We start from the raw sequence: 21,112 nt of genomic DNA, 5'->3' as shown, positions 1-21,112 counted from the left end.
CCCCACCGTCACAGGCTGTACTCCCGGATGACCCGGCGCACCTGGGCGAACAGCATGCCCACGTTCACCGACTTGCGGCACACCACCACGGCGACGACGTCCTGCTGCTCGTTCATCCGGACGAACAGATGGGTGACGTTCTCGCTGTTGACCAGGATCTCCTGGAAGAAGTGGCCGTCGTGGCCGTTCTGCTGGCGGCGCTCCTTCCAGAGGTCCTCGATCATCAGCACGGTGCGCCCCTGGAACAGGTCGAGGGTCGCGCCCGCCAGCAGGTCGAGGACCTCCGGCGGGTGGCTGTCGACGGTCTCGTACGCCAGCAGCATTCCGGTCGCCATGTCGACGACGCCGGAGGCGACGCAGTCGGGGGCCTCGGTGCGCAGCGACTTGACCAGGCTGGTCACCTGGTCGGAGAAGCCGGTGGCCATGCGTTTGGTGGCCATGGGGTCACACTCCTTCGGGGGATTTGACGGCGAGGATCGCCTGGATGCGGTCCACGGCCGTCCGGGTGGCGACGTGCAGCCGGTCGACGTCAAGGCCCTCGTCCCCGAGGACGACCACGAGTGCGGTGTCCCCGACGGCGTAGAAGGCGGCGCAGCCGCGGCTGCCGTAGGTGACGGTGCGGCTGAAGTTGCCGCGGCCGGTGACGCTCGCCGTACGGCGGGCCAGTCCCAGACCGGCGGCGGCGAGGGCGGCGAGCTGCTCGCGGTCGATGGACTCGGCGGTGTCGGCCGCGATGAGCATCCCGTCGGCGGCCGCCACCGCCGTGTCGGTGATGCCGGCCACCTGCTCGCGCAGGCCGCGCATCTCCTGCGCGAGGGCTTCGTGGTTCATGACGTCAGGTCTCCGATGTCTGGTCGCATCTGTTCGGGGCTGAGCCCCGGTTCCTTCAGTCCGCGGTCGGGTGCCGCAGGCGGAAGAAGTCCTTCCAGGTCGGCCCGCTCCGCCGCGGGGGGCGGACCTCGGTGATGCCGCTGCTGCCGGGCCGGCGCCGCGGCAGGGCGGCGGGTGCGGGCAGGGGCTGCCGGAGCGGGTCCGGCGTGGGTTCCCGGGGCTGTACGCCCCGGCCGTCGGCCGGCAGCAGGACCGGGACGGGCGCGGGCGCCCCGGTGCACCGCAGCAGCCCTTCACCGAGCATCCAGCCGATCTCCACGGTGACCGGGTACAGCCCGCGCCCCACGCAGAAGGCCAGGTCGCGGGCGCTTCGGCGGCCGTCGGCATGGTCGAGGAGCTCGTTTCGCAGGGTGCTGAGCCGGCTGCTCACGGACGCCTGCGATCCCGGCACGGGCCGCTCCCGGTCGGGGCGCACGGGGTGCGGCAGCTCGGTCACGGCGAGGACCTTGCGGGCGGCGTCGCCCAGCACACGCTGCGGGGGCTCGCCCAGGGCGACGGGCGCGAGGGGCTTGCTGTGCGCGACCCGTTCGCAGCCGCCGATCCGGCCCGCGACGACGGCGAAGGCCGCGTCCTGCAGCGCCATCACGCACACCAGTCCGAGCTGGGCGGTTCCCGCGTACCCGTGGGCGATCAACGCCTCGGCGGGCCAGCGCGCGCCCCGCGACTCGTCGACCAGCCGCTCCCACTGCTCGCCGGTGATCCGGCCGGAACGCAGCAGCAGCGCCTGGGGGCTGGGCGCGCCGGGCGACTCGACCGCGACGACGAGACCGGACCTGAGGTGGAAGGTGCCGCCCGGTGAGCCGTTCACCCGCAGGGCCCCGGAGAACCCCTCGCGCGCACAGCCGGCCAGCGCCCGCGACAGCAGGTCGTACCCGTATCCGCCGAACGGGTCCCGCTCGTCCTCCCCGTTGCCCGCCATCACTCCCCTTGGGCCTCGCACAGATGCCTGAGACGTCACCGTTGAGGGGTATGTCTACCAGCGGGGGACGCACGGTCCGGCCGGACCTGTGGGAGCTGTCCCTACTTGACGGAAGTTGGAACCTGCGGCCGCACAATGGGGCTTTGTTCGGCGCCCATTTGAACGAATGCGATGCCCTGCCGGTCGGCGGGGACGGTCGGGAACGCCGGCTGCCGGGGCGGGAGATCGGTCTCGACGGACGAGACCGCTCGGCCGTCGAGACCGCTCGGCCGGCCGCCGCAAGCCGCCCTGCGGCGGCCGGAAGGCGGGGCGGCGACTCAAGGGGCGAGGCGGCGGCGGCCGGAGGCGGGGCGGCGGCCTCAGGGGCGGGGACGGCCGTTTCAGGGGCGGGGACGGCCGTTTCAGGGGCGGGGACGGCCGTTTCAGGGGCGGGGGTCGAGGACCCGTACCGGCAGCGGGCCCATCGCCTCGCGCAGCGCCGCCGCCAGTTGCCGGTACTCGGCGCCGCGCGCCGCGCCGGTCCGCATGGCGAGGGCGATGCGGCGGGTCGGGGCGGGGTCGGCGAAGGAGCCGGTCAGGAGCTGGTTGCTGCGGGTCGTCTCCAGCTTCAGGGCGGTGCGCGGCAGCAGCGTGCAGCCGAGGCCCCCGGCGACGAGCTGGACCAGGGTGGACAGGCCGGCGGCCGTCGTGGTGACCGGCGCGTCCTCCCGGCCGGCTTCCCGGCAGATGTCCAGCGCCTGGTCGCGCAGGCAGTGCCCTTCGTCCAGCAGCAGCAGGTTGAGCTCCCGAAGCGCCTGCCGACCGATGCCCTCCCGGCCGCCGAGGGGGTGGTCCAGCGGCGTGACCAGTACGAAGTCCTCGTCGAAAAGCGGGAGTTCGGCGACTCCGGGCACGCCCAGCGGCACGGCGAGCAGCAGCAGGTCCAGGCGCCCGGAGAGCAGACCGTCCAGGAGGCTGGCGGTCTGCTCCTCGTGGACCTGGAGGTCGAGGTCCGGGTAGCGCTCGTGCGCCAGGCGCAGCACGGTCGGCAGCAGGTAGGGCGCCACGGTGGGGATGACCCCGAGCCGCAGCGCGCCGGTGAACGGCGCCCGGACCGCCTCCGCCTCCTCCAGCAGGGCTCCGACCTCGCCGAGGACGGCCTTGGCGCGAAGGGCCAGCCGCTCACCGGCCGGCGAGAGCAGTACCTTGCGCGTCGTACGCTCGAGAAGGGTGACACCCAGTGCCTCCTCCAGCGCCGACACGGCGCCGGAGAGCGCCGGCTGGCTCATGCCGATGGCGGCGGCCGCATCGCGGAAGTGCAGATGCTCGGCCACCGCGGCGAACGCCCGGAGCTGGGACAGGCTGGGCTGCCGACGCTTGCTGCCACCACTCACTGATAACTCCCTCCGATCAACACGACCGAGTGTAGCTATTTCTCTGATCAATGCACCCTGTGCCAACATCGGCTCCGTCCAACCCATGGGAAACACCTGCAAAACGGGTGTTCCTCGCTGCAAGGAGAGCCAGTTGCTCACTGTCGGTGACAAGTTCCCCGAGTTCGAACTGACCGCATGCGTCTCGCTGGAGAAGGGCGCGGAGTTCGAGAAGATCGACCACAAGACCTACGAGGGCAAGTGGAAGGTCGTCTTCGCCTGGCCCAAGGACTTCACCTTCGTGTGCCCGACCGAGATCGCCGCCTTCGGCAAGCTGAACGACGAGTTCGCCGACCGCGACGCCCAGGTCCTCGGCTTCTCCGGCGACTCCGAGTTCGTCCACCACGCCTGGCGCAAGGACCACGACGACCTGCGCGACCTGCCCTTCCCGATGATGGCCGACTCCCGGCACGAGCTGATGCGCGACCTGGGCATCGAGGACGAGGAGGGCTTCGCCAAGCGTGCCGTCTTCATCGTCGACCAGAACAACGAGATCCAGTTCTCCATGGTGACCGCCGGCTCCGTCGGCCGTAACCCGAAGGAGGTCCTGCGGGTCCTGGACGCCCTGCAGACCGACGAGCTGTGCCCGTGCAACTGGAGCAAGGGCGAAGACACCCTGGACCCGGTCGCACTGCTGGCGGGTGAGTGACGCACCGTGTCCCTCGACGACCTCAAGGCCCGTGTACCGGACTACGCCAAGGACCTGAAGCTCAACCTGGGCTCGGTCATCGGCAACTCGGACCTTCCCGAGCAGCAGCTGTGGGGCACGGTGCTGGCGACCGCGATCGCCTCCCGCTCCCCCGTCGTGCTGCGTGAGCTGGAGCCCGAGGCGAAGGCGAACCTGAAGCCGGAGGCGTACACGGCGGCCAAGTCCGCCGCCGCGGTGATGGCGATGAACAACGTCTTCTACCGCACCCGCCACCTGCTGTCGGACCACGAGTACGGCAACCTCCGCGCGGGCCTGCGGATGAACGTCATCGGCAACCCCGGCGTCGACAAGGCCGACTTCGAGCTGTGGTCCTTCGCGGTGTCCGCGATCAACGGCTGCGGCATGTGCCTGGACTCGCACGAGCAGGTCCTGCGCAAGGCCGGCGTGGACCGCGAGACGGTCCAGGAGGCGTTCAAGATCGCTTCCGTGATCCAGGCGGTCGGCGTCACCCTGGACGCCGAGGCGGTGCTCGCCGAAGCGGCCGGGTAACCCCGCAGCGCGCCCCACGGCCCCCGCCCCGCCGGCGCTCCCGGTGCGACGGGGGCCGTGCCTCGTCCGGCGCCCCGCAGGCGCCCTCGTGCACCTGCCCCGGGCCGCGCCTACCCTGGAGCCGGGGAGAGGGGGCTCGCCGAAGGAGGCCGGCCATGACCACCCGACCCGAACAGCCGCAGCGACCGGAGCCGTCGGACCGGGCGGACCCGGTCACCCTCATCGGCCCGGAGGAGCGCCGGACGGGACCGCCGACGCCGGGGATGCGACGGCAGGAGGCCTTCGCGTCGCAGGCCATGTGGTCCGGGCTGGTACGCACCGAGCCGGGCACGGTCTCCGGCTGGCACCACCACGACGGCTACGAGACGGTCGTCTACGTGCTGTCCGGTGCGATACGCGTCGACTTCGGCCCGGACGGCGCCGACAGCGTGACCGCCCGCCCCGGCGACTTCGTCCGCGTCCCCCCGGGAACGGTGCACCGGGAGAGCAATACCTCCCCGCAGCCCGCCGAGGCCGTCGTGGTCCGCACCGGCAGCGGACAGCCCGGGCCGTCCACGGTCAACGTCGCAGGCCCGCCGCAGGCCTGACCCCGGGAGGCGGGGGCAGGCCGGCCGGGGAGGCGCCCGGGCCGCCCGGGCCGCCCGGAAGCCTCACCGCGCTGTCCGGCCGCCCGGAAGCCTCACCGCGCTGTCCGGCCGCCCTCCGGCCCGGGCCCCTCGGGCGCACCCGGCGACGGCCCCTCTGCCGCCTCCAGCTCCGGGGCCTGGGGGGAAAGGGAAAGGGCCGCGTCCGAGGCGGTGGCGCCCCTAGGCAGCGGCGCCTGGCGCACCACGGGTGCGCGGGAGTACGCCCGCAGATAGCCGACCACGGTGTTGGTGACCGCGACCAGCGGGACCGCGACCACCGCGCCGCCGATACCGGCGATCATGCCCCCGGCGGTGACCGACAGCACCACGGCCAGCGGATGCACCCGCACCGCCCGGCCGAGGATGAACGGCTGCAGGATGTGCCCCTCGATCTGCTGCACCGCCAGCACCACGACCAGCGTCATCAGCGCGGTGAACACTCCCTGGGTGACGAGCGCCACGACCACCGCCAGCGCCCCGGACACCACCGCGCCGATCAGCGGGATGAACGCGAACAGGAAGATGAACACGGCCAGCGGCACCGCCATCGGCACGTCCAGGAAGTAGATCCCGAGGCCGATGAAGGTGGCGTCGATCAGGGCGACGATCACCGTGCCGCGCACGTACGCCGTCAGCGTCCGCCACGCCCTGGGGCCGGCGCCGGCCACCCCGGGCCGGGCGGCGGCGGGCACCAGCTTCAGCGACCACTCCCAGATGCGCTTGCCGTCGTAGAGCAGGAACAGCGTGGAGAAGGCCGCCAGCAGGATGCCGGTCAGCGCCTCGACCACGACCTGCACGCCCTCCAGCCCGGCCGAGGTGATCTGGTCGGTGTTGGCGCCGACCGCGTCCCGCAGGTTCTTCGCTATCTGGTTGATCTGCTTGTCCGTGACGTGGAACGGACTGTGCAGCAGCCACTTGCGCAGCTCGTCGATACCGTCCTGGACCTGGTTGGAGAGGTTGTCGATGTTCTCCATGACCTGCCAGGTCACGAACCATCCGATCAGCCCCATGATGACGAACCCGGCGAACGCGGTCAGCGCGGTCGCCGGGCCGCGCGGCACTCCGAGCCGCCGCAGCCGGGCGACGGTCGGCTGGAGCAGCGCGGTGATCAGCAGGGCGGCCACGAAGGCGAGGACGACCAGCTGCACAGCGCTGATGACCTTCATCAGCACCCACACCGTGCCGGCGAGCACCAGCAGCCGCCAGCCCGCCTCGGCTGCGACCCGTACGCCCCACGGGACGGCCTGGGCCGGGTCGGGGCGGGCCGGCGGGACGGCTGCGGCGGGCGGCGGGTGGTCGGGCGGCGTCGACACCCGGGCAGGCGGGTGCGGAACCTCCGCGGCGTGCTCCCGCTCGACCTCGGCGCGCCGCTCGTCGAGCCGCTCGCTCATCTCGCTCAGTCCGGCACCGAGCTTGCCGAGCCACCCTGGCACTCGCGACATGATCCGTCCTCTTCCCCCGTCTTTCCCCACCACTCCCCCCAGGAGTCGTCCGGACCGACCGTACATGGCAGCAGCCCCTCCCCCTAGGACGGGGAGGGGCTGTGCGGGGTTGAGAGCCGGGGGCCTCGGGTCCGCCGATTCAGTACCAGTGGTTGGCCTGCCAGAAGGACCAGGCGGCGCAGGGGCTGCCGTACCGGCTGTTCATGTAGTTCAGGCCCCACTTGATCTGGGTGGCCGGGTTGGTCCGCCAGTCGGCGCCCACGCTGGACATCTTGGAGCCGGGCAGCGCCTGGAAGAGGCCGTAGGCGCCCGAGGAGGCGTTGACGGCCCGGTAGTTCCAGCTGGACTCGTGGCTGACGATGCTGCTGAAGCACTGGAACTGGCTGCTGGACACCATCTGCCGTGCCATCGCCTGTATCTGCGAGACGGTGTAGGAGCTCTGCACGGGGAAGCTGGCCGAGCTGCGGCTCGCCGCCAGCTTGGCCTCGGCGCGCTCCTTGGCCTCCTTGGCCGCCTTCTCCGCGCGCTCCTTCTTCGCGATCGCGGTCTTGGCGGCCTCCTTGCGGGCCGCCTCCTCGGCATCCTTCTTGGCGCTCGCGTCAGCCGCGATGGCCTGGGCGTCGGCCTGTTGCGCCAGGGACGCGGTCTGCACCTGGGCCTGCTGGCCCGCGGGGATGTCCGCGAGGAGCGTCGCGTCGGCTGCCGTCGTCTCGGCGTCGTTGTTCTGTGCTGCGGTGCTGCCCGAGGCAACACCGACGACGCTTCCGACAGCGGTGACCGCGGTGGCCGAGGCCACTGCGAATCCCCGGACCGAAATCCGGCTCACACGGTTTCCTTCCAGCAGCGCCCGCTCCGGTGACCCTGGCGGACGCAATCGTGCCCCTGACACTGGCCTCCCCAACTTCGGGGTCACGGGAGGCGCGGGCCCGGTGGGCAACCCCCTGCACGGGAGCGCCGCGTGGTGCGCGGGCGGCATACGGCGACTCTGTGGAGTTGGAAGTGTTCTGCGGTGCCGTACCGCTGGGGGTACGGAGGTGCCGTATGCGGGGCCTGACGAGATTGAGACTCTGCCGTAACCGGACGCCGGTAGGCAATTCTGCGTTGCGTGTGAAAGCTCACATCAGGTTTGGCCCTGGGAGTTTTCCCGAACGGTCACATGCGGCGGCGCCGCCGGGCTAAGCTCTTCCGCTTTGCCCGACGGCGCCGACTTACGCGCAACGGCTATGAAAACGTACGAAGTCACACAGTCGCACCAGGCGGTTCAGATACGCCCCTCCTCCAGCATTTCGGTCACCAGGGCGGCGATCTGGGACCTTTCGGACCGGGTGAGGGTGACATGCGCGAAAAGCGGATGCCCCTTCAGCTTCTCCACCACGGCGACCACACCGTCGTATCGCCCCACGCGCAGATTGTCCCGCTGCGCCACGTCATGGGTGAGGACGACCCGGGAGTTCGCCCCGATCCGGGACAGAACGGTCAGCAGGACGTTCCGTTCGAGGGACTGCGCCTCGTCGACGATCACGAACGCGTCGTGCAGGGAACGTCCGCGGATGTGGGTGAGCGGCAGCACCTCGAGCATCCCGCGCGCGGTGACCTCCTCGATGACCTCGCGGGAGGTGACCGCCGACAGCGTGTCGAAGACGGCCTGCGCCCAGGGGCTCATCTTCTCCGCCTCGCTGCCGGGCAGGTAGCCGAGCTCCTGGCCACCCACCGCGTAGAGCGGCCGGAAGACCATCACCTTCTGGTGCTGACGGCGCTCCAGCACCGCCTCCAGGCCCGCGCACAGCGCCAGCGCCGACTTTCCGGTGCCGGCCCGGCCGCCCATCGACACGATCCCGACGTCCGGGTCGAGCAGCAGGTCCAGCGCGATGCGCTGCTCGGCGCTGCGCCCCTTGATGCCGAAGGCCTCCCGGTCGCCGCGGACCAGCCGGACGTTGCCCTCGGGGGTGACCCGCCCGAGGGCGTTGCCGCGCTCCGAGTGGAGGGCCAGTCCGGTGTGCACGGGGAGGCCGGCGGCCTCCGGGACGTACACGTGCCCCTCCTCGAAGAGGATGTCCACCTGCTCCCCGGGCAGGGTCAGTTCGGACATTCCGGTCCAGCCGGAGTTCTCCGTGATCGCCAGCTCCGCGCGGTACTCCTCGGCGAGGAGACCCACCGAGGAGGCCTTGATCCGCAGGGGCAGGTCCTTCGACACGACGGTGACGTCGAACCCCTCCGCCTGCAGGTTGCGGGCGACCGCGAGGATGCGGGAGTCGTTGTCCCCCAGGCGGTACCCGCTGGGCAGCACGCTGGGGTCCGAGTGGTTGAGCTCGACCCGGAGCGTTCCGCCGAGGTCGCCCATCGGGATGGGGGCGTCCAGGCGGCCGTACCGCAACCGGCAGTCGTCGAGCAGGCGGAGGGCCTGCCGGGCGAAGTAGCCGAGTTCGGGATGGTGCCGTTTCGCCTCCAGCTCCGTGACCACGACGATCGGAAGCACGACCTCGTGCTCGTCGAAGCGGCTCAGGGCGTTCGGGTCGGCCAGCAGGACGCTGGTGTCGAGAACGTAGGTGCGCCGGTCGGGCTTGTGGCGCTTTGTGCTGGTCACCACGGAAGGACGTACCCCCTCGGATGAGGTCGGGGAGCGACGGAGTGGAGCTGGACCGGTCGTCGGCCCTCCTGCACCGCGGGCCGAGAACCGGCCCTCCGCCGCATCATCCGTGTGTTGACCGCACGGTGGGGCTGGTGCAAAGGACCTCCCGGGCGGGCGACCCCGTGCCGCCCGCTGAGACCCGACACCCGTGGGTCGGGTGTCGACCTGCTTGCTGTATGCCCTGGAAGAGGCACCGCCATGCCACGGCATATGACGGCAGGCCGGTGAACTCCGCGTTACGTTCGCGCAGAAGGGGGTATACGGCGCCCTCTCCGGGGGTGGCCCGGGGCCCGAAGGGCGTGTGCGCCGGGAGGCGGCGGGGGCGAACGGGGCGGACGGGGCGGACGGCTGCGGAAGCGTCACCGTCCGCCGCAGGGGCGGTGGCGGGCCGCGACGGCACGGTGCGGGCCGCGTAGGCCGCCGTGGCGTTGACCGCGGGTCGCGTCGGCGCGGTGGCGGGCCGCGTCAGCCGCCGTGGCGTTGACCGCGGGTCGCGTCAGCCGCCGTAACGGCGGTGGCGGGCCGCGTAGTCGCGCAGTGCGCGCAGGAAGTCGACCTTGCGGAAGGCCGGCCAGAAGACGTCGCAGAAGTAGTACTCCGAATGCGCGGTCTGCCACAGCATGAACCCGGACAGCCGCTGCTCGCCGCTGGTGCGGATCACCAGGTCGGGGTCGGGCTGGGCGGCGGTGTACAGATGCTTGCCGATCATGTCGATGTCGACGGACTCGGCGAGGTCCTCCATGGACAGCCCGCGGTCGCCGGCCTCCACGAGCATCGCGCGGACCGCGTCGGCGATCTCCTGGCGGCCGCCGTAGCCGATGGCCACGTTGACCACTATCCCGCCGACGTGGGCGGTGGTCTCCTCGGCGTTCTTGAGGGTGCGCTGCATCCCCGGCGGCAGCAGGTCCAGGGCGCCGACGTGGTGGACGCGCCAGCGGCCGTCGGTGACCAGGGCGCGGACCACGTCCTCGATGATCCCGAGGAGCGGAACGAGCTCCTCCCGGGGCCGGTCGAAATTGTCCGTCGACAGCAGCCAGAGGGTGACGACCTCGACGTCGGTCTCACTGCACCAGCCGAGGAACTCCTCGATCTTCTCCGCCCCGGCCCGGTGGCCCTGGGCGGTGGTCGAACCCGCGGCCTTCGCCCAGCGCCGGTTGCCGTCCATGATGACACCGATGTGCTTGGGCACCTGAGCGTGGTCCAGGTGGCCTTCCACCCGGCGTGCGTAGAGCCTGACCAGCAGGGCGCGCAGTTTGTCGCGCAGGTTCACGAGACTGTCAGCCCCTCCGTAGGGAACGGACCCGAAACGGTCCCCGAAGCCGGAAGCGTACCGCTGCGGAGCGCCGAGCGCCCTGCCGGGGTGCGCGCGGACGGGGCCCGACCGCGGGGCCTGCACCCGCCGGCCCGCGCCCGGCGGGGGTGCGCGACCGGGCGCGGGAGGACCCGGTACGCGCCGCGGGACCGACCGTCGGGACGGAGCGGGGGAGCGGAAGGGAGGGGGGAGGCGTCATGGGGGCGGGAGCATTCGAGTGGCGTCCGACCCGGGACACGAAAACGGGCCGGTCCGTGGGGGGGGGATACGGACCGGCCCGAGGGGGGGTTTCCACCATAACCCTTCGTGAGGGGGGATGGGTGCATCGGCGTGTCATCACTACGCTCCGCAGTCGCCCGGCGACGCGGCGGTGACGCCCGCGCCGGCGGGCAGTGCATTCGAGGAGTCTCGACACGGCAGCCCCGACCAGCGAAAACGACCGGAGCCGCGGGCGGCTCGACGATCCGGGAGCCCGCTGGGAAGCCCCTGTGGACGGAGGCCCCCATTCCCCCGCACGGGTGAGTGCACCCGTTCCGCCTCTTGACGTTGACGGCGGCGGCACCGCGCAGCCCCCTCCACTGCGCGGTGCCGCCCGCGCAGCTTTGCTCACGCGAATTACCTTGGTCTGAACCTAAGCGAGACGACCGTCGGGGTGCCAGCCATACGGGGTAACGATGTGAAAACCTTCGCCCCGCGCATCGCGGTGTCCGCCCTCCGGGGGAGCGAGCAGCGGCGGCCATGCACCGTGCCGTGCCACCAGGGCGGCGCGGTCGCCCGGTCTCTGGTTGGGTGGGCGCCGTGGTTTCGCGGGCGACGCGGCGGGAGGGACTCGGGATGCGGGCACGGTGGCCGGACGGGTGGGCGACGCTGGTCGTGGACGGGAGCGAGGGGGCGGCGCTTGCCGTTCCCCTCGAGATCGCGTCCTCCTACCGCGCCCGCACGAAGGGGCTCCTCGGGCGCGACTCGGTCGAGGGGGCCCTGCTGCTCTCCCCGGCCAACAGCGTGCACACCTTCCGCATGCGGTTCCCCATCGACGTGGCCTACCTCGACCGCGGCCTCCGGGTACTCGCCGTACGCACCATGCAGCCCGGCCGGCTCGGCCTGCCCAGGCTGCGCGCCGGGCACGTGCTGGAGTCGGGCGCCGGAGCCATGGCGGGATGGGGGCTGCGAGTCGGCGCTCGGGTGCGGGTGGACCCCGGAGCAGGCTGAGGAACACCCGTGATCGGTCTCGGATCCGCGGCGCTTCCCCTCGAGGGCGAGGTCGAGATCAGGCGGCTTGCCCGAGTCGGCGGAGTACACCACGCTGAGCCGGGAGCACGACCACCGGCGAGCCCGGATCGCGTACCGATGAGTTTCCCGCGCCGCGCTGGTCCATACGCGGGACACCCACGGACGGAAGGCTGGACCATGCGGAAACTGATCTACGGCATGAACCTGACCCTGGACGGCTACATCGCCGCGGCCGGCGACGACATCGGCTGGAGCGGGCCGCCGAGCGACGAGCTGTTCCAGTGGTGGCTCGACCACGAGCGGGAGAGTGGCCTGTCGCTGTACGGGCGCAAGCTGTGGGAGACGATGAGTTCCTACTGGCCGACGGGCGACCGGCAGCCCGACGCCACCCCGGCGGAGATCGAGTTCGCGCGGAACTGGCGGGACACGCCGAAGGTGGTGTTCTCCTCGACGATCGACGAGGTCGACTGGAACGCCCGCCTGGTCACCGGCGACGCCGTCGCCGAGATCGCCCGGCTCAAGGCCGAGGACGGCAGCCCGATGAACATCGGCGGCGCCACGCTCGCCGGGGCGGCCATGCGCGCCGGGCTGATCGACGAGTACGTGATCGCCACCCATCCGGTCCTGGTGGGCGGCGGCACGCCGTTCTTCACCGCACTGGACGGCTGGGTGAACCTGAACCTGGTGGAGACGCGGACGTTTCCCGGCGGCGTGGTCCTGACCAGGTACGAGACGAGGCGCTGAGCAGCAGCACCCAGGCGCCGGGACTGTCCGAAAGCCCCAGGACGACGGCACAGGTGCCACCGGCGTGCCATCGGGGTTGAGGTTGTGCCGCGAACTCCGAGACCCCGTACGCCCGGTGCTCAACCCCCGGCGCGCTCAGTTCTCAACCCGCGGGAACGTCACCTCCACCCGGCGGTTCTTGCGGCGGCCCGCCTCCGTCGCGTTCGAGGCGATCGGGTACTGCTCGCCGTAGCCGCGCACCTCGAAGGTGATGCTCGCATCGTTCAGGTCGCCGTCGAGGGCGTCCTGCACGGCATTGGCACGCTGCTTCGACAGGACGTCGCCGTGTGCCGAGGAGCCGAGGTTGTCGGTGAAGCCGAAGACGCGGATCCTCGTGGCGTGCTGCTTCCTGATCTCCTCGGCGATCCGCGCGATGCGCGCCTTGGCCTCCCCGCCCAGCTTCGCGCTGTCCTTGCCGAACAGGACCTCCGCCTGCAGGGCGAACGTCACGGACGTGTTGGTCACCTCCTGGCGCTCGTCCCCCGACTGCTCCTCCACCACCGACTTGATGTCCAGCACCTTCGGCGCCGCCAGGGTGGCGCCCTCGGGAAGCTTGAGGTCGGGGTCGGTGGGGTCCACCTTCACCGGTGCGGAGGGGGAGGCGTCCGCTCCGGAGGGGAGGCCGGGGTCGTCGTCGGCATGCGCGGGAGCGGGGGCGTAAAGGACGACGGTGAGCAAGAGAGTGGCGGCGGGGAGGAGGGTTCGGGGGTGGGGGTGCTGAGGGCTGTGGCGGGTGCGGGTCATGAGTGCCTCACCCGGAGATCTGGATCGCGGCGCTGGCAAACGTCGGTAGTTGGAAGGTAACTTGCGTGGTGCTTGCGGGCGGGGCCGGAAACTGCATGAACACCGGCAGGGAATCCCCTGGTTTGATCGAGGAGAAGCCCGTCGTCGTCAAAGGCCTCCCATCGGTGTCCCTTAGCACGTAGTAGCGCTTCTTCTCCTTGTCGTCGATCAGGGTCGCGCCGCCGAGAGACATGCCGTGCCGCAGGATTTCCGTCTCGTCGCCTCGCACCAGAGCGGGTACGGTCACCCGCTTGGGACCGTCGTTCTTCAGATTGCCGTTCACGGTGACGAAACCGCCTGCCTCGCGTTGAGCCGAGGTGATCTGGAGGAGAAGTCCACTCGTGCCCTTCAGTTCGGCCAACGGCGCTTCGGAGTCGCGTTCTTGCGCGCTCGGCTGGGACCCGGTGGCACTGGACGTGGAAGCCGACGACTCATGCTTGTTGCTGTCCCCGCTGTCTGCGCTGCCTCCGCTCCCACAGCCGGCCGCACCGACTACCAGACCGGCCACGAGCGTCAAGGCAGCCATCCCTCTGCGGCGTTTCGCAGCGAACCGAACACTCATCGCTCTGCTTCCTTCTTCAATCGTCTTTTCGCATGTCATTCGTCGGCCAAGTGCACGTCGAAGAGATCCTTGGGCTGAGGCAGGACAGTGAGTTCATCCGTATCCAGGCGCCAGGTCTTCCCCTTGCATGAGAGTTGGGGAAGTGCCTCGTCCGATGCCTCTTCATCAGGGAGGGCGAAGGTGCAGCGAGGCTCGATCACGGCCATGGCGGACGCAGACGCATGGCGGCTCTCAGTGTTCGGGATTACTGAACGGCCGACGGACTTGTTCGTCGTGACATCGACCCGATAGGCCAGTGGCCCGGCTGGGGAGCACCCTGTAACACGAGCGTCGTTCTGTTGTGCGAGTTGGTAGGCACGCCAGCACGACGGCACAACCTCCGCATCGCCGTCGAAGATGGCCTGCCACTTTTCCGGGTCACGCACGTTCTGGGCCCACTGGTCGGCGAGTTGGTCCCTTGTCTCCTGCGCCGCGGCAAGAGCAGCGGCATCTGCGGCGCCTTGGGCCTGGCTCCGATTCACCGCGGCTTGGCCGACGGCAAGGTAGGCAAACGCGAGCAGGAGCAGCCCCCCCACCACTGTGAGATAGATGGGAAAGGCCTGCCCTGAGTCGGCGGACTCGGTCGAGCGAATCAGCCGTTGCCGATAACCTCGTTGATCTTGTCCGAGATTGCCGTGTAGATGGCACTGCCGATGTCCGTCCCCGTGATCGCCAGCACGATCGCTACCACCACGGCGATGATGCCCAGATACTCCACCGCCGTCTGCCCCTTGTCCTCGCGGCGCGCTCGGGCCGCTCGGGACTGGAGGTATGCGACCGTGGAGTTGATCCAGTTGCTCATGCTGTTCCCCTCCGGGTGTCGCGCCACCGGCTCCCTGCTCGCCGGTGCCGCTGTCGGCTCGGGCACCGTAGGCGGCGAGGCGTCTTGGCGTCGAGGGTCCCAGGGCCCAAAGGCGGGCCCAGAGGGTGGACGGGTGCTCCTGCCGGGCCGACACGGGGCTCACCGCAGCCCGCGGGCGGAGTCGCCCGGCCGGGGGTTCGTGCCCAGCCACTTGGCGGTCGCCTCGGCTCGGCTGGCGCTGTCCAGCTTGGCGAAGATGCGGTTGATGTGGTTCTTGACCGTCTTCTCGCTGATGAAGCAGGCGGCGGCGATCTGCCGGTTGTTCATGCCGGTGGTGATGAGGTCCATGATCTCCCCCTCCCGCGCGCTGAGTCGGTACCTCGACCTGTCGGGACACCTCCCTGACTGTCCCACAGGGAATTGCATTCGCGAAAGCCCTTTGGGTAAAACTGCCTTTGCTGGCACTGGACTTGCACGCCTTGTGTGTGCATCCGCACCGTTGCCGGACCGGAGGTGGGCGAGGAGTGCGCCTGCGGCGGTCGGAGTGAGGTGGGGACGCCCCACCGCGACGTCCCGCACGGCCGCGACGAGCTGGTCGACGGTGAACTCTCCGTGGACCAGGTAGCCGCCCGCTCCGCGGCGCAGCGCCTCCTGCACGACGTCCGACTCACCGCTGTAGGTGAGCATCACGACGGGGGCGATGCGCACCAGGTGCGGAAGTGCCGCGATGCCGTCCATGCCCGGCATGCGGACGTCGAGCAGAACGGCGTCGGGGCGGTGCCGCTCGGCCGCGGCACAGGCCTCGCGGCCGTCGGCGGCCTCGGCCACGACGGCGATGTCCTCGCATCCGGACAGCACCGCGGTGAGTCCCGCGCGGACGACCGGGTTGTCGTCGGCCACGACGAGTCTCAACTCACCTGCGGGGGACGGGGACAAGGGTGTCCGAACCGGGGGCGTGAGATTCGGCATCGGGGCTCCTCTGCGGGGTGGGGGGAGTGCGGGGGCGAAGGTGCGGGGCTGCCGGCCTGGGGCGCGTCAGCGACCGGTGGGGGGTGGCAGGGGCAGTTCCAGGCGTATCTCGGTTCCCCGGTGCCGGACTTCCGGGCCGACTCCGGCAGGGGTGTAGCGGCCGGTCGTGCGTTCGGTGGCTCCCCCGATGTGCAGGCGTGCGCCCACGGCCGCGGCGCGCTCCGCCATGCCGAGCAGTCCGAAGTGGCGGGCGCTGCGGAGGTTTTCGAGCGTCGTGTCGGGCGGCAGGCCCCGGCCGTCGTCCAGGACGCTGACGTGCAGGACGCTGCCGCCGGCCACGTCGGCGCGTACGTCGGCGCGTACGTCGATCCTGGTGGGACCTGCGTGGCGGTGGGCGTTCTCCAGGGCTTCGCCGGTGATGGCGAGCACCTGGCGGGCGGTGTCGGGCGGGAGCAGGGGCGGCGCCTGAAGCGGGCGGGCGGGGGCGTGGTACGTGACGGGGACTGGGGTGCGGGCGGCGAAGTCACGGGACTGGGCCACCAGAGCGGCAAGGATGTCGCCGCCGAGAGGGGCCGGGCCGCCGTCGCCGCGCAGTTCGGTGAGCAGGGTCCGCGTCTCGGTGGCCGCGTGGCGGGCCGAGCGGGCGATCAGCTGTGCCTGCCCCCTCACCAGGGCGGGGTCGGGGACGCGGCCGTCCGGCGAGGCTGCACGGGCCGCGAGGCCGTCCGCGGCGAGGGCCACGCCGTGCAGGGTCTTCGCGAGGCTGTCGTGCAGCTCTCGCGCGAGCCTGGCGCGTTCGGCGTCGACCGCCTCGGCGGCGGCCAGCCGGGACCGTGCCGCGGTGAGCGCCTCGGCCACGGCTCCGTAGCGGAGCAGCAGTCCGCGCAGGGTGGATCCGAGGGCGCCGGTGATGACGCAGAGGCCGGGCAGGAGGAGGGAGTCGGCCGGCGCGGTGTGGAGAGCATCGCCCCGCACTCCGTACACCAGCAGCAGGATCAGCGACTGGAGCGAGGCGAAGCAGGCCGCTCCGCGCCAGCCGTAGAGGATGCCGGCGAGGAGGGGGGTGCAGACGCTGACGTAGCCGAGGGTGGTTTCCGGGCCGGCCGAGAAGAGCAGCAGGGAGCCGATGAGCGTGTCGACGGCCAGCAGGGTGGGGTGGCGCAGGAGGAGGGCCCCGTAGCGTTCCCAGTCGCGGAACAGGACGTAGGAGGCCATGAAGGTGGCTACGACCGCCGCGCCGACCAGTCGGGTACCGATTCCGGGAGCGGCGTTCAGCAGCGCGGAGGGAGCGGCCAGGGCGATCATGGCGAGGCGGAATCCGGCGAACTGGCGGCACATCGCCTGGAGGGCGTTGCGTTCGGGACCGGGTTCGCGGCCCGGAACGGCCTCGGGACCGGGTTCGCGGTCGGTGCCGGCTCCGGGTCCTGGGCCGATGCCGCATCCGGGTTCGGGACCGCGTTCGGCGACGGGACCGGGATCGAGCCCGGGGACGGGTCCGGGTCCTGGGCCGATGCCGTGTCCGGGTTCGGGTTGCGGTGCGGGGGGAGACGGGTGGGCCGCGGCGGCGTGTCCGGTCCGCGGGCCTTCCGCGGACCGGCTTGGGCCACCCGGCCCGGGCAGCCGCGGTGCGCTCGGCCGGCCCTCGCCCCCGGCACCGGCCGGCCGGTGCGGAGTCCTCCCGCCGGAGGTGGTCGGCCGTCCGCGGTACGGCATGATCCGCGCCATCTCGCCCCTCCCCCTATTCCCCCGTGATCGAGCCGAAGTCGGTGCCCGACCCGAGCAGGAGTCCGGCGCCGAGCAGCAGCATCGTCGCCGGAACCATGAACGTGGTGATCACCAGCGTGGCCCGGGGCACCGCGCGCGCCGCCTTGCGCCGGGCGTTCTGGGCGTCCGTGCGCCGCATGTCCTTGGCGAGGGACATCAGGGTGTCGACGATCGGGGCGCCCAGCTCCTCGCCCTGCTGCAGGGCCGTGACGAACATCGCCACCTGCTCGGAGTCGTTGCGCCGCCTCAGCTCCGCGAAGGCCTGGCGGCGGCTCATGCCGAGGTCCATCTGGCGCAGGGTGATACGGATCTCGTCGGCCCAGGGGCCCTCGTAGCGGGAGGAGACCCGGTCCAGGGCCTGGCGGAAGCCGAGGCCGGCGCTGACGACCACGGCCAGCACGTCCAGGAAGTCGGGCAGGGTCCGCTCGATGACGTCCCGGCGTACGCGGATGGCGGCCCAGATGCCGACCTCGGTCCAGAACGCGCCGAAGGCGAGGAGGAGCAGCGCCACCAGGTACTGGCCGCGGAGCAGGAAGACCAGGAAGCCGACGGCGCCGAGGAAGCCGTACACCGCTCTGCGGGCCGCGTAGCGGTCGATGGTCAGGCCGCCGGGGTTGCCCGCGAGGTCGATCCTGCGGCGGTACCGGGCGACCAGCGCGGGTCCCATCAGGCGCAGGACGGCGGGGGCGTAGCGCATGCCCATCCGGTCGATGAGCGAGTCGACGGCGCCGGTGCGGGTGGCGCCCACCTCCAGGGCGAGCGCGAGGTCGCTCGGGAGTCTGGCGTCGGCGCGGTACATCCGCAGGCCGGCGAAGACGCCCGCCACGCTCAGTCCCATGAGCAGTGCGAGCAGGAGTCCCAGGTGTCCCAGTCCCATGTCGGCCGCCCCCTTCAGACGTCGATGCGCGACATGCGCCGGATGAGGAGGAAGCCGACCGCGTACAGGCCGAAGGCGATGATCACGCAGGCCTGCCCGACGGGTGAGCCGGTCATCCGCTCCAGGGCGCCGTCCTTGACCGCGTTCATCAGGAACAGCGACCCGATGCCCAGTACCGGGACGGCGTAGGAGGTCATGCTGACCTGGGAGAGCTGTGTGCGGATCTCCCGGCGGGTCTCCTTGCGCTCCTCCAGCGTCTCGGTCAGGTTGCGCAGGGCGCCGACCACCTGCCCGCCGGCGCGGTTGGACAGCACCAGGGTGGTGACCAGGACGACGAGTTCCCGGGAGGGCAGGCGGTCGGCCAGCTCGCCGAGCGCGTCGTCCATCGGCACACCGACCGCGAGCTGGTGCGCGACCTTGCCGAGTTCCTCGCCCGCGGGTGCCTCCAGCTCCTCGGCGGCCATGCCGATGGCGGTGCGCAGGGCGAGGCCGGCCTGGGTGGCGTTGGCGAGGATCCGGGCGAGTTCGGGGAGCTGGTTGATGAACCTCTCGATACGTTTCTGGCGCTGCCAGGAGAGGAACTGCAGAGCCGCCCAGACGGCCAGCAGCGCGGCGAGGGGGCCGAAGAAGGGCGCGAGGACCTGCTGACCCAGCAGCCACAGTCCGGCGACCGCCGCCACCAGGCCCGCGGTGAACTCCCCCGGGGTGATGTCCAGGCCCGTGGCGAGCAGCCGCCGTTCCAGCGCGCGGCCGGGTGCCGTGCGGCGGACCCGGCGGTCCAGGGAGCGGAATCGGCGGCGGCGGCCCGCGGGCGGAAGCCGGTGGGTGTGCGTCAGGCGGTCCACCAGGGCGGCTCGCTGCGCTCGGCCGCGGGCCAGGAAGTGCATCCCGAGGACGGCGAGGACGCAGGCCAGCAGGGTGATGCCGAGGGTGAGCCCGCTGAGGGATCGAAGGTCCATGTGGTCTACCTGTCCTACCTGTCCTGTACTGCCCCGGGTTGACGGTCCGTCTGGCTTGCCCGGGCCGCGTCGGTGGCGGGTGGATGACTCGGTTGTGCGGTCTCCCGGGGTTTCGCGTTGCGCCGGTCGCGTGTCTCTAACGAGCCTCCCGGGTTGCCAGTTGGTCCGGCGAGTGCGCCACCCCGAATGCCTGCGGGATCGGCTGGCCGGCCATGTAGAGGCGGTCGGCGGTGCGGCGCGGGAGCGGGAAGTGGCGGAAGGCGCCCTGCACGCGGCCGTCCCGTGTCATGGGCTGCGCGTCGAAGCGGGCGACCGTGGCCAGCCGGTACGGCTCCCCGCCGTGGCTGGACAGCAGCGCGATCTCGGTGATGCGGCGGGCGCCGTCGGGGAAGCGGGTGAGCTGGACGAGGGCGTCGACGGCGCTGTTGATCTGGTCGTGCAGGGCCACGAAGGGGATCTCGACGTCCGACATGGAGGCCAGGGTCTGCAGCCGGGTCAGGGCGTCCTCGGCGCTGTTGGCGTGCACGGTGGCGAGGGAGCCGTCGTGGCCGGTGGACATGGCCTGGAGCATGTCGAGGGATTCGCCGCCGCGGACCTCGCCGACCACGATGCGGTCGGGGCGCATCCGCAGCGAGTTGCGGACCAGGTCGCGGATGGTGATGCGCCCCTTGCCCTCGACGTTCGGCGGGCGGGACTCCAGGCGGATGACGTGGGTCTGCTGGAGTTGGAGTTCGGCGGAGTCCTCGATGGTGATGATGCGTTCGCTGGGCTGGATCAGGCCGGACAGGGCGTTGAGGAGGGTGGTCTTCCCGGTGCCGGTGGCTCCGGACACGATGACGTTGAACCGGGCCTGCACCAGTCCCGCGAGCAGCAGCAGCATGTGGTCGTCGAGCGAGCCGAAGCCGGCCAGTTCGGGAAGGGTGAAGGAGCGGGGGAAGCGGCGGATGGTGAGCGTCGGTCCGGTGAGGGACAGCGGGGGGATGATGACGTTGACGCGCTCGCCGGAGGGCAGCCGGGCGTCGACCATGGGGTGGGACTCGTCGACGCGGCGGTTGACGGTGGAGACGATGCGCTCGATGGTCTGCATGAGCTGGTCGGTGGAGGCGAAGCGCAGCGGGAGCTGTTCGACGCGTCCGGCACGCTCGACGAAGATCGCGTCGGGGCCGTTGACCATGATCTCGGTGATGGAGGCGTCCTCCAGCAGCGGTTCGAGGATGCCGAGGCCGAGTGCCTCGTCGACGACGCGGCGGATCAGTTGGGAGCGCTGCACCGTCGACAGCACCGGGCCCTCGCGGCTGATGATGTGTCCGAGGACGCGTTCCAGGCGGGCTCTGCGCTCGGCGGCGGCGAGCGATCCCATTTCGGCGAGGTCGATCTCCTCCAGCAGTTTGGCGCGGTAGGAGGCGACCAGATGGCCGTCCTGGCCCCGGACGGCGTTCTCCTCGGGGGGGTTGACGCGTGCCCTCAGACTCATCCCTGCGGCCCTCCTGGTCCTGCTTCCGATGCGCGGTCGAGCGGCATGGTGGCCGTCCGGTGGGCCTGCCCGAAGTCCCAGCCGGGGACCAGGGAGGGAATGTCGACGTCGGCGGTGACCCGGACCGCGTCGCCGAGGTCGGTGCCGGTGCAGCGGGTGCCGTCGGCGAGCCATCCGCTGACCGCCTGCGTGCAGCCCCGCTGTGCGCTCTGCTGGAGCGAGGCGCTGCGGGCGCCGGCGCGGGCGGCCGTTCCGGCCTGCTGTGCGGTGTAGGCGATCAGGCCGAGTTGGATGCCGGCCAGCGCGACGAGCAGCAGGACGGGGACGAAGCCCAGGTACTCCAGGGCGACCTGGCCCCGGTCGGGTGCGGTGCCGTCGCGGGGTGTGCCGGTGCCCCGGCTCGCCCGCCTCGGCCACCGGTCGGTGCGGTCGTACGGCATG

At 71.5% G+C, this 21,112-nt stretch carries 23 protein-coding genes; 5 read left to right on the top strand and 18 right to left on the bottom strand.

What is annotated here, in order from left to right:
* Positions 1-8: 8 nt before the first annotated feature.
* The 4 genes from ACL02U_RS05340 to ACL02U_RS05325 form a co-directional block, all read right to left on the bottom strand.
* Complete coding sequence (locus ACL02U_RS05340; protein WP_412789460.1) at positions 9-440, bottom strand: hypothetical protein; 432 nt, start codon at positions 438-440, stop codon at positions 9-11.
* 4 nt (positions 441-444) lie between these two features.
* Positions 445-831: a roadblock/LC7 domain-containing protein gene (locus ACL02U_RS05335; protein ID WP_412789459.1), complete on the bottom strand. Its 387-nt coding sequence runs from the start codon at positions 829-831 to the stop codon at positions 445-447.
* A 55-nt stretch (positions 832-886) separates the two neighbouring features.
* On the bottom strand, positions 887-1,810 hold the full coding sequence (locus tag ACL02U_RS05330) for a MarR family transcriptional regulator (RefSeq protein ID WP_412789458.1): 924 nt from the start codon (positions 1,808-1,810) through the stop codon (positions 887-889).
* 422 nt (positions 1,811-2,232) lie between these two features.
* The gene (locus ACL02U_RS05325; protein ID WP_412789457.1) at positions 2,233-3,183 is read right to left on the bottom strand and encodes a LysR substrate-binding domain-containing protein; all 951 of its coding nucleotides are present in this window, start codon (positions 3,181-3,183) and stop codon (positions 2,233-2,235) included.
* Positions 3,184-3,316: 133 nt separating this feature from the next.
* Between ACL02U_RS05325 and ACL02U_RS05320 the strand changes: the two genes are divergently transcribed.
* The 3 genes from ACL02U_RS05320 to ACL02U_RS05310 all read left to right on the top strand — a co-directional run bounded on the left by ACL02U_RS05320 (position 3,317) and on the right by ACL02U_RS05310 (position 5,007).
* The gene (locus ACL02U_RS05320; RefSeq protein WP_412789456.1) at positions 3,317-3,871 is read left to right on the top strand and encodes a peroxiredoxin; all 555 of its coding nucleotides are present in this window, start codon (positions 3,317-3,319) and stop codon (positions 3,869-3,871) included.
* A 6-nt stretch (positions 3,872-3,877) separates the two neighbouring features.
* The gene (locus ACL02U_RS05315; RefSeq protein WP_412789455.1) at positions 3,878-4,420 is read left to right on the top strand and encodes an alkyl hydroperoxide reductase; all 543 of its coding nucleotides are present in this window, start codon (positions 3,878-3,880) and stop codon (positions 4,418-4,420) included.
* Between the two features lie 155 nt (positions 4,421-4,575).
* Positions 4,576-5,007: a cupin domain-containing protein gene (locus tag ACL02U_RS05310; protein ID WP_412789454.1), complete on the top strand. Its 432-nt coding sequence runs from the start codon at positions 4,576-4,578 to the stop codon at positions 5,005-5,007.
* A gap of 92 nt (positions 5,008-5,099) precedes the next feature.
* Here ACL02U_RS05310 and ACL02U_RS05305 read toward each other — a convergent pair whose 3' ends face one another.
* From ACL02U_RS05305 to ACL02U_RS05290, 4 genes are all read right to left on the bottom strand, one after another.
* Positions 5,100-6,488: an AI-2E family transporter gene (locus ACL02U_RS05305; RefSeq protein ID WP_412789453.1), complete on the bottom strand. Its 1,389-nt coding sequence runs from the start codon at positions 6,486-6,488 to the stop codon at positions 5,100-5,102.
* A gap of 139 nt (positions 6,489-6,627) precedes the next feature.
* Positions 6,628-7,314: a transglycosylase SLT domain-containing protein gene (locus ACL02U_RS05300; RefSeq protein WP_412789452.1), complete on the bottom strand. Its 687-nt coding sequence runs from the start codon at positions 7,312-7,314 to the stop codon at positions 6,628-6,630.
* Between the two features lie 435 nt (positions 7,315-7,749).
* Positions 7,750-9,075 (bottom strand): PhoH family protein, encoded by a 1,326-nt coding sequence (locus ACL02U_RS05295; RefSeq protein WP_412789451.1) that lies wholly within the window; start codon positions 9,073-9,075, stop codon positions 7,750-7,752.
* A 538-nt stretch (positions 9,076-9,613) separates the two neighbouring features.
* Positions 9,614-10,387 carry an isoprenyl transferase gene (locus ACL02U_RS05290; RefSeq protein WP_412789450.1) on the bottom strand — a complete coding sequence of 258 codons (774 nt, stop codon included), beginning with the start codon at positions 10,385-10,387 and terminating at the stop codon, positions 9,614-9,616.
* Between the two features lie 876 nt (positions 10,388-11,263).
* Between ACL02U_RS05290 and ACL02U_RS05285 the strand changes: the two genes are divergently transcribed.
* Both ACL02U_RS05285 and ACL02U_RS05280 read left to right on the top strand, forming a co-directional pair.
* Positions 11,264-11,638, top strand: a complete 375-nt coding sequence (locus tag ACL02U_RS05285) for a DUF192 domain-containing protein (protein WP_412789449.1) — start codon at positions 11,264-11,266, stop codon at positions 11,636-11,638.
* 198 nt (positions 11,639-11,836) lie between these two features.
* Entirely contained in the window at positions 11,837-12,403 is a 567-nt protein-coding gene (locus ACL02U_RS05280) for a dihydrofolate reductase family protein (protein ID WP_412789448.1), read from the top strand.
* A 135-nt stretch (positions 12,404-12,538) separates the two neighbouring features.
* Here ACL02U_RS05280 and ACL02U_RS05275 read toward each other — a convergent pair whose 3' ends face one another.
* The 10 genes from ACL02U_RS05275 to ACL02U_RS05230 form a co-directional block, all read right to left on the bottom strand.
* Entirely contained in the window at positions 12,539-13,186 is a 648-nt protein-coding gene (locus ACL02U_RS05275; protein WP_412789447.1) for an OmpA family protein, read from the bottom strand.
* A 7-nt stretch (positions 13,187-13,193) separates the two neighbouring features.
* Positions 13,194-13,787, bottom strand: a complete 594-nt coding sequence (locus ACL02U_RS05270; RefSeq protein ID WP_412789446.1) for a hypothetical protein — start codon at positions 13,785-13,787, stop codon at positions 13,194-13,196.
* A 35-nt stretch (positions 13,788-13,822) separates the two neighbouring features.
* Positions 13,823-14,422, bottom strand: coding sequence for a pilus assembly protein TadG-related protein (locus ACL02U_RS05265; protein ID WP_412789523.1), 600 nt, complete (start codon positions 14,420-14,422; stop codon positions 13,823-13,825).
* Entirely contained in the window at positions 14,419-14,628 is a 210-nt protein-coding gene (locus ACL02U_RS05260) for a Flp family type IVb pilin (protein WP_412789445.1), read from the bottom strand. The genes ACL02U_RS05265 and ACL02U_RS05260 overlap by 4 nt, the downstream gene beginning before the upstream one ends.
* Positions 14,629-14,787: 159 nt before the next feature.
* Positions 14,788-15,597 carry a response regulator gene (locus ACL02U_RS05255; protein ID WP_412789444.1) on the bottom strand — a complete coding sequence of 270 codons (810 nt, stop codon included), beginning with the start codon at positions 15,595-15,597 and terminating at the stop codon, positions 14,788-14,790.
* A 66-nt stretch (positions 15,598-15,663) separates the two neighbouring features.
* Positions 15,664-17,310: a sensor histidine kinase gene (locus ACL02U_RS05250; protein ID WP_412789522.1), complete on the bottom strand. Its 1,647-nt coding sequence runs from the start codon at positions 17,308-17,310 to the stop codon at positions 15,664-15,666.
* A 25-nt stretch (positions 17,311-17,335) separates the two neighbouring features.
* Positions 17,336-18,238 carry a DUF5936 domain-containing protein gene (locus ACL02U_RS05245; protein ID WP_412789443.1) on the bottom strand — a complete coding sequence of 301 codons (903 nt, stop codon included), beginning with the start codon at positions 18,236-18,238 and terminating at the stop codon, positions 17,336-17,338.
* Positions 18,239-18,252: 14 nt separating this feature from the next.
* Positions 18,253-19,197 carry a type II secretion system F family protein gene (locus tag ACL02U_RS05240; protein ID WP_412789442.1) on the bottom strand — a complete coding sequence of 315 codons (945 nt, stop codon included), beginning with the start codon at positions 19,195-19,197 and terminating at the stop codon, positions 18,253-18,255.
* 136 nt (positions 19,198-19,333) lie between these two features.
* A complete protein-coding gene (locus tag ACL02U_RS05235; protein WP_412789441.1) occupies positions 19,334-20,671 on the bottom strand; it encodes a CpaF family protein in 1,338 nt (445 codons plus the stop codon).
* A complete protein-coding gene (locus ACL02U_RS05230) occupies positions 20,668-21,111 on the bottom strand; it encodes a TadE/TadG family type IV pilus assembly protein (protein WP_412789440.1) in 444 nt (147 codons plus the stop codon). The genes ACL02U_RS05235 and ACL02U_RS05230 overlap by 4 nt, the downstream gene beginning before the upstream one ends.
* Between the last annotated feature and the right edge of the window lies 1 nt (position 21,112).

The sequence above is a fragment of the Streptomyces sp. MS06 genome, assembly GCF_047200655.1.
Classification (GTDB): Bacteria; Actinomycetota; Actinomycetes; order Streptomycetales; family Streptomycetaceae; genus Streptomyces.
The sequence above is the reverse complement of the archived record's forward strand: the minus strand, read 5'-3'. Positions and strand labels throughout refer to the sequence as shown.

Excerpts from the sequence above, each read along its gene's own strand:
- ACL02U_RS05340 (WP_412789460.1), bottom strand. The coding sequence starts at position 440 with ATGGCCACCAAACGCATGGCCACCGGCTTCTCCGACCAGGTGACCAGC.
- ACL02U_RS05335 (WP_412789459.1), bottom strand. The coding sequence starts at position 831 with ATGAACCACGAAGCCCTCGCGCAGGAGATGCGCGGCCTGCGCGAGCAG.
- ACL02U_RS05330 (WP_412789458.1), bottom strand. The coding sequence starts at position 1,810 with ATGGCGGGCAACGGGGAGGACGAGCGGGACCCGTTCGGCGGATACGGG.
- ACL02U_RS05310 (WP_412789454.1), top strand. The coding sequence starts at position 4,576 with ATGACCACCCGACCCGAACAGCCGCAGCGACCGGAGCCGTCGGACCGG.
- ACL02U_RS05305 (WP_412789453.1), bottom strand. The coding sequence starts at position 6,488 with ATGTCGCGAGTGCCAGGGTGGCTCGGCAAGCTCGGTGCCGGACTGAGC.
- ACL02U_RS05285 (WP_412789449.1), top strand. The coding sequence starts at position 11,264 with ATGCGGGCACGGTGGCCGGACGGGTGGGCGACGCTGGTCGTGGACGGG.
- ACL02U_RS05280 (WP_412789448.1), top strand. The coding sequence starts at position 11,837 with ATGCGGAAACTGATCTACGGCATGAACCTGACCCTGGACGGCTACATC.
- ACL02U_RS05275 (WP_412789447.1), bottom strand. The coding sequence starts at position 13,186 with ATGACCCGCACCCGCCACAGCCCTCAGCACCCCCACCCCCGAACCCTC.
- ACL02U_RS05270 (WP_412789446.1), bottom strand. The coding sequence starts at position 13,787 with ATGAGTGTTCGGTTCGCTGCGAAACGCCGCAGAGGGATGGCTGCCTTG.
- ACL02U_RS05260 (WP_412789445.1), bottom strand. The coding sequence starts at position 14,628 with ATGAGCAACTGGATCAACTCCACGGTCGCATACCTCCAGTCCCGAGCG.
- ACL02U_RS05255 (WP_412789444.1), bottom strand. The coding sequence starts at position 15,597 with ATGCCGAATCTCACGCCCCCGGTTCGGACACCCTTGTCCCCGTCCCCC.
- ACL02U_RS05250 (WP_412789522.1), bottom strand. The coding sequence starts at position 17,310 with ATGCCGTACCGCGGACGGCCGACCACCTCCGGCGGGAGGACTCCGCAC.
- ACL02U_RS05245 (WP_412789443.1), bottom strand. The coding sequence starts at position 18,238 with ATGGGACTGGGACACCTGGGACTCCTGCTCGCACTGCTCATGGGACTG.
- ACL02U_RS05240 (WP_412789442.1), bottom strand. The coding sequence starts at position 19,197 with ATGGACCTTCGATCCCTCAGCGGGCTCACCCTCGGCATCACCCTGCTG.
- ACL02U_RS05235 (WP_412789441.1), bottom strand. The coding sequence starts at position 20,671 with ATGAGTCTGAGGGCACGCGTCAACCCCCCCGAGGAGAACGCCGTCCGG.
- ACL02U_RS05230 (WP_412789440.1), bottom strand. The coding sequence starts at position 21,111 with ATGCCGTACGACCGCACCGACCGGTGGCCGAGGCGGGCGAGCCGGGGC.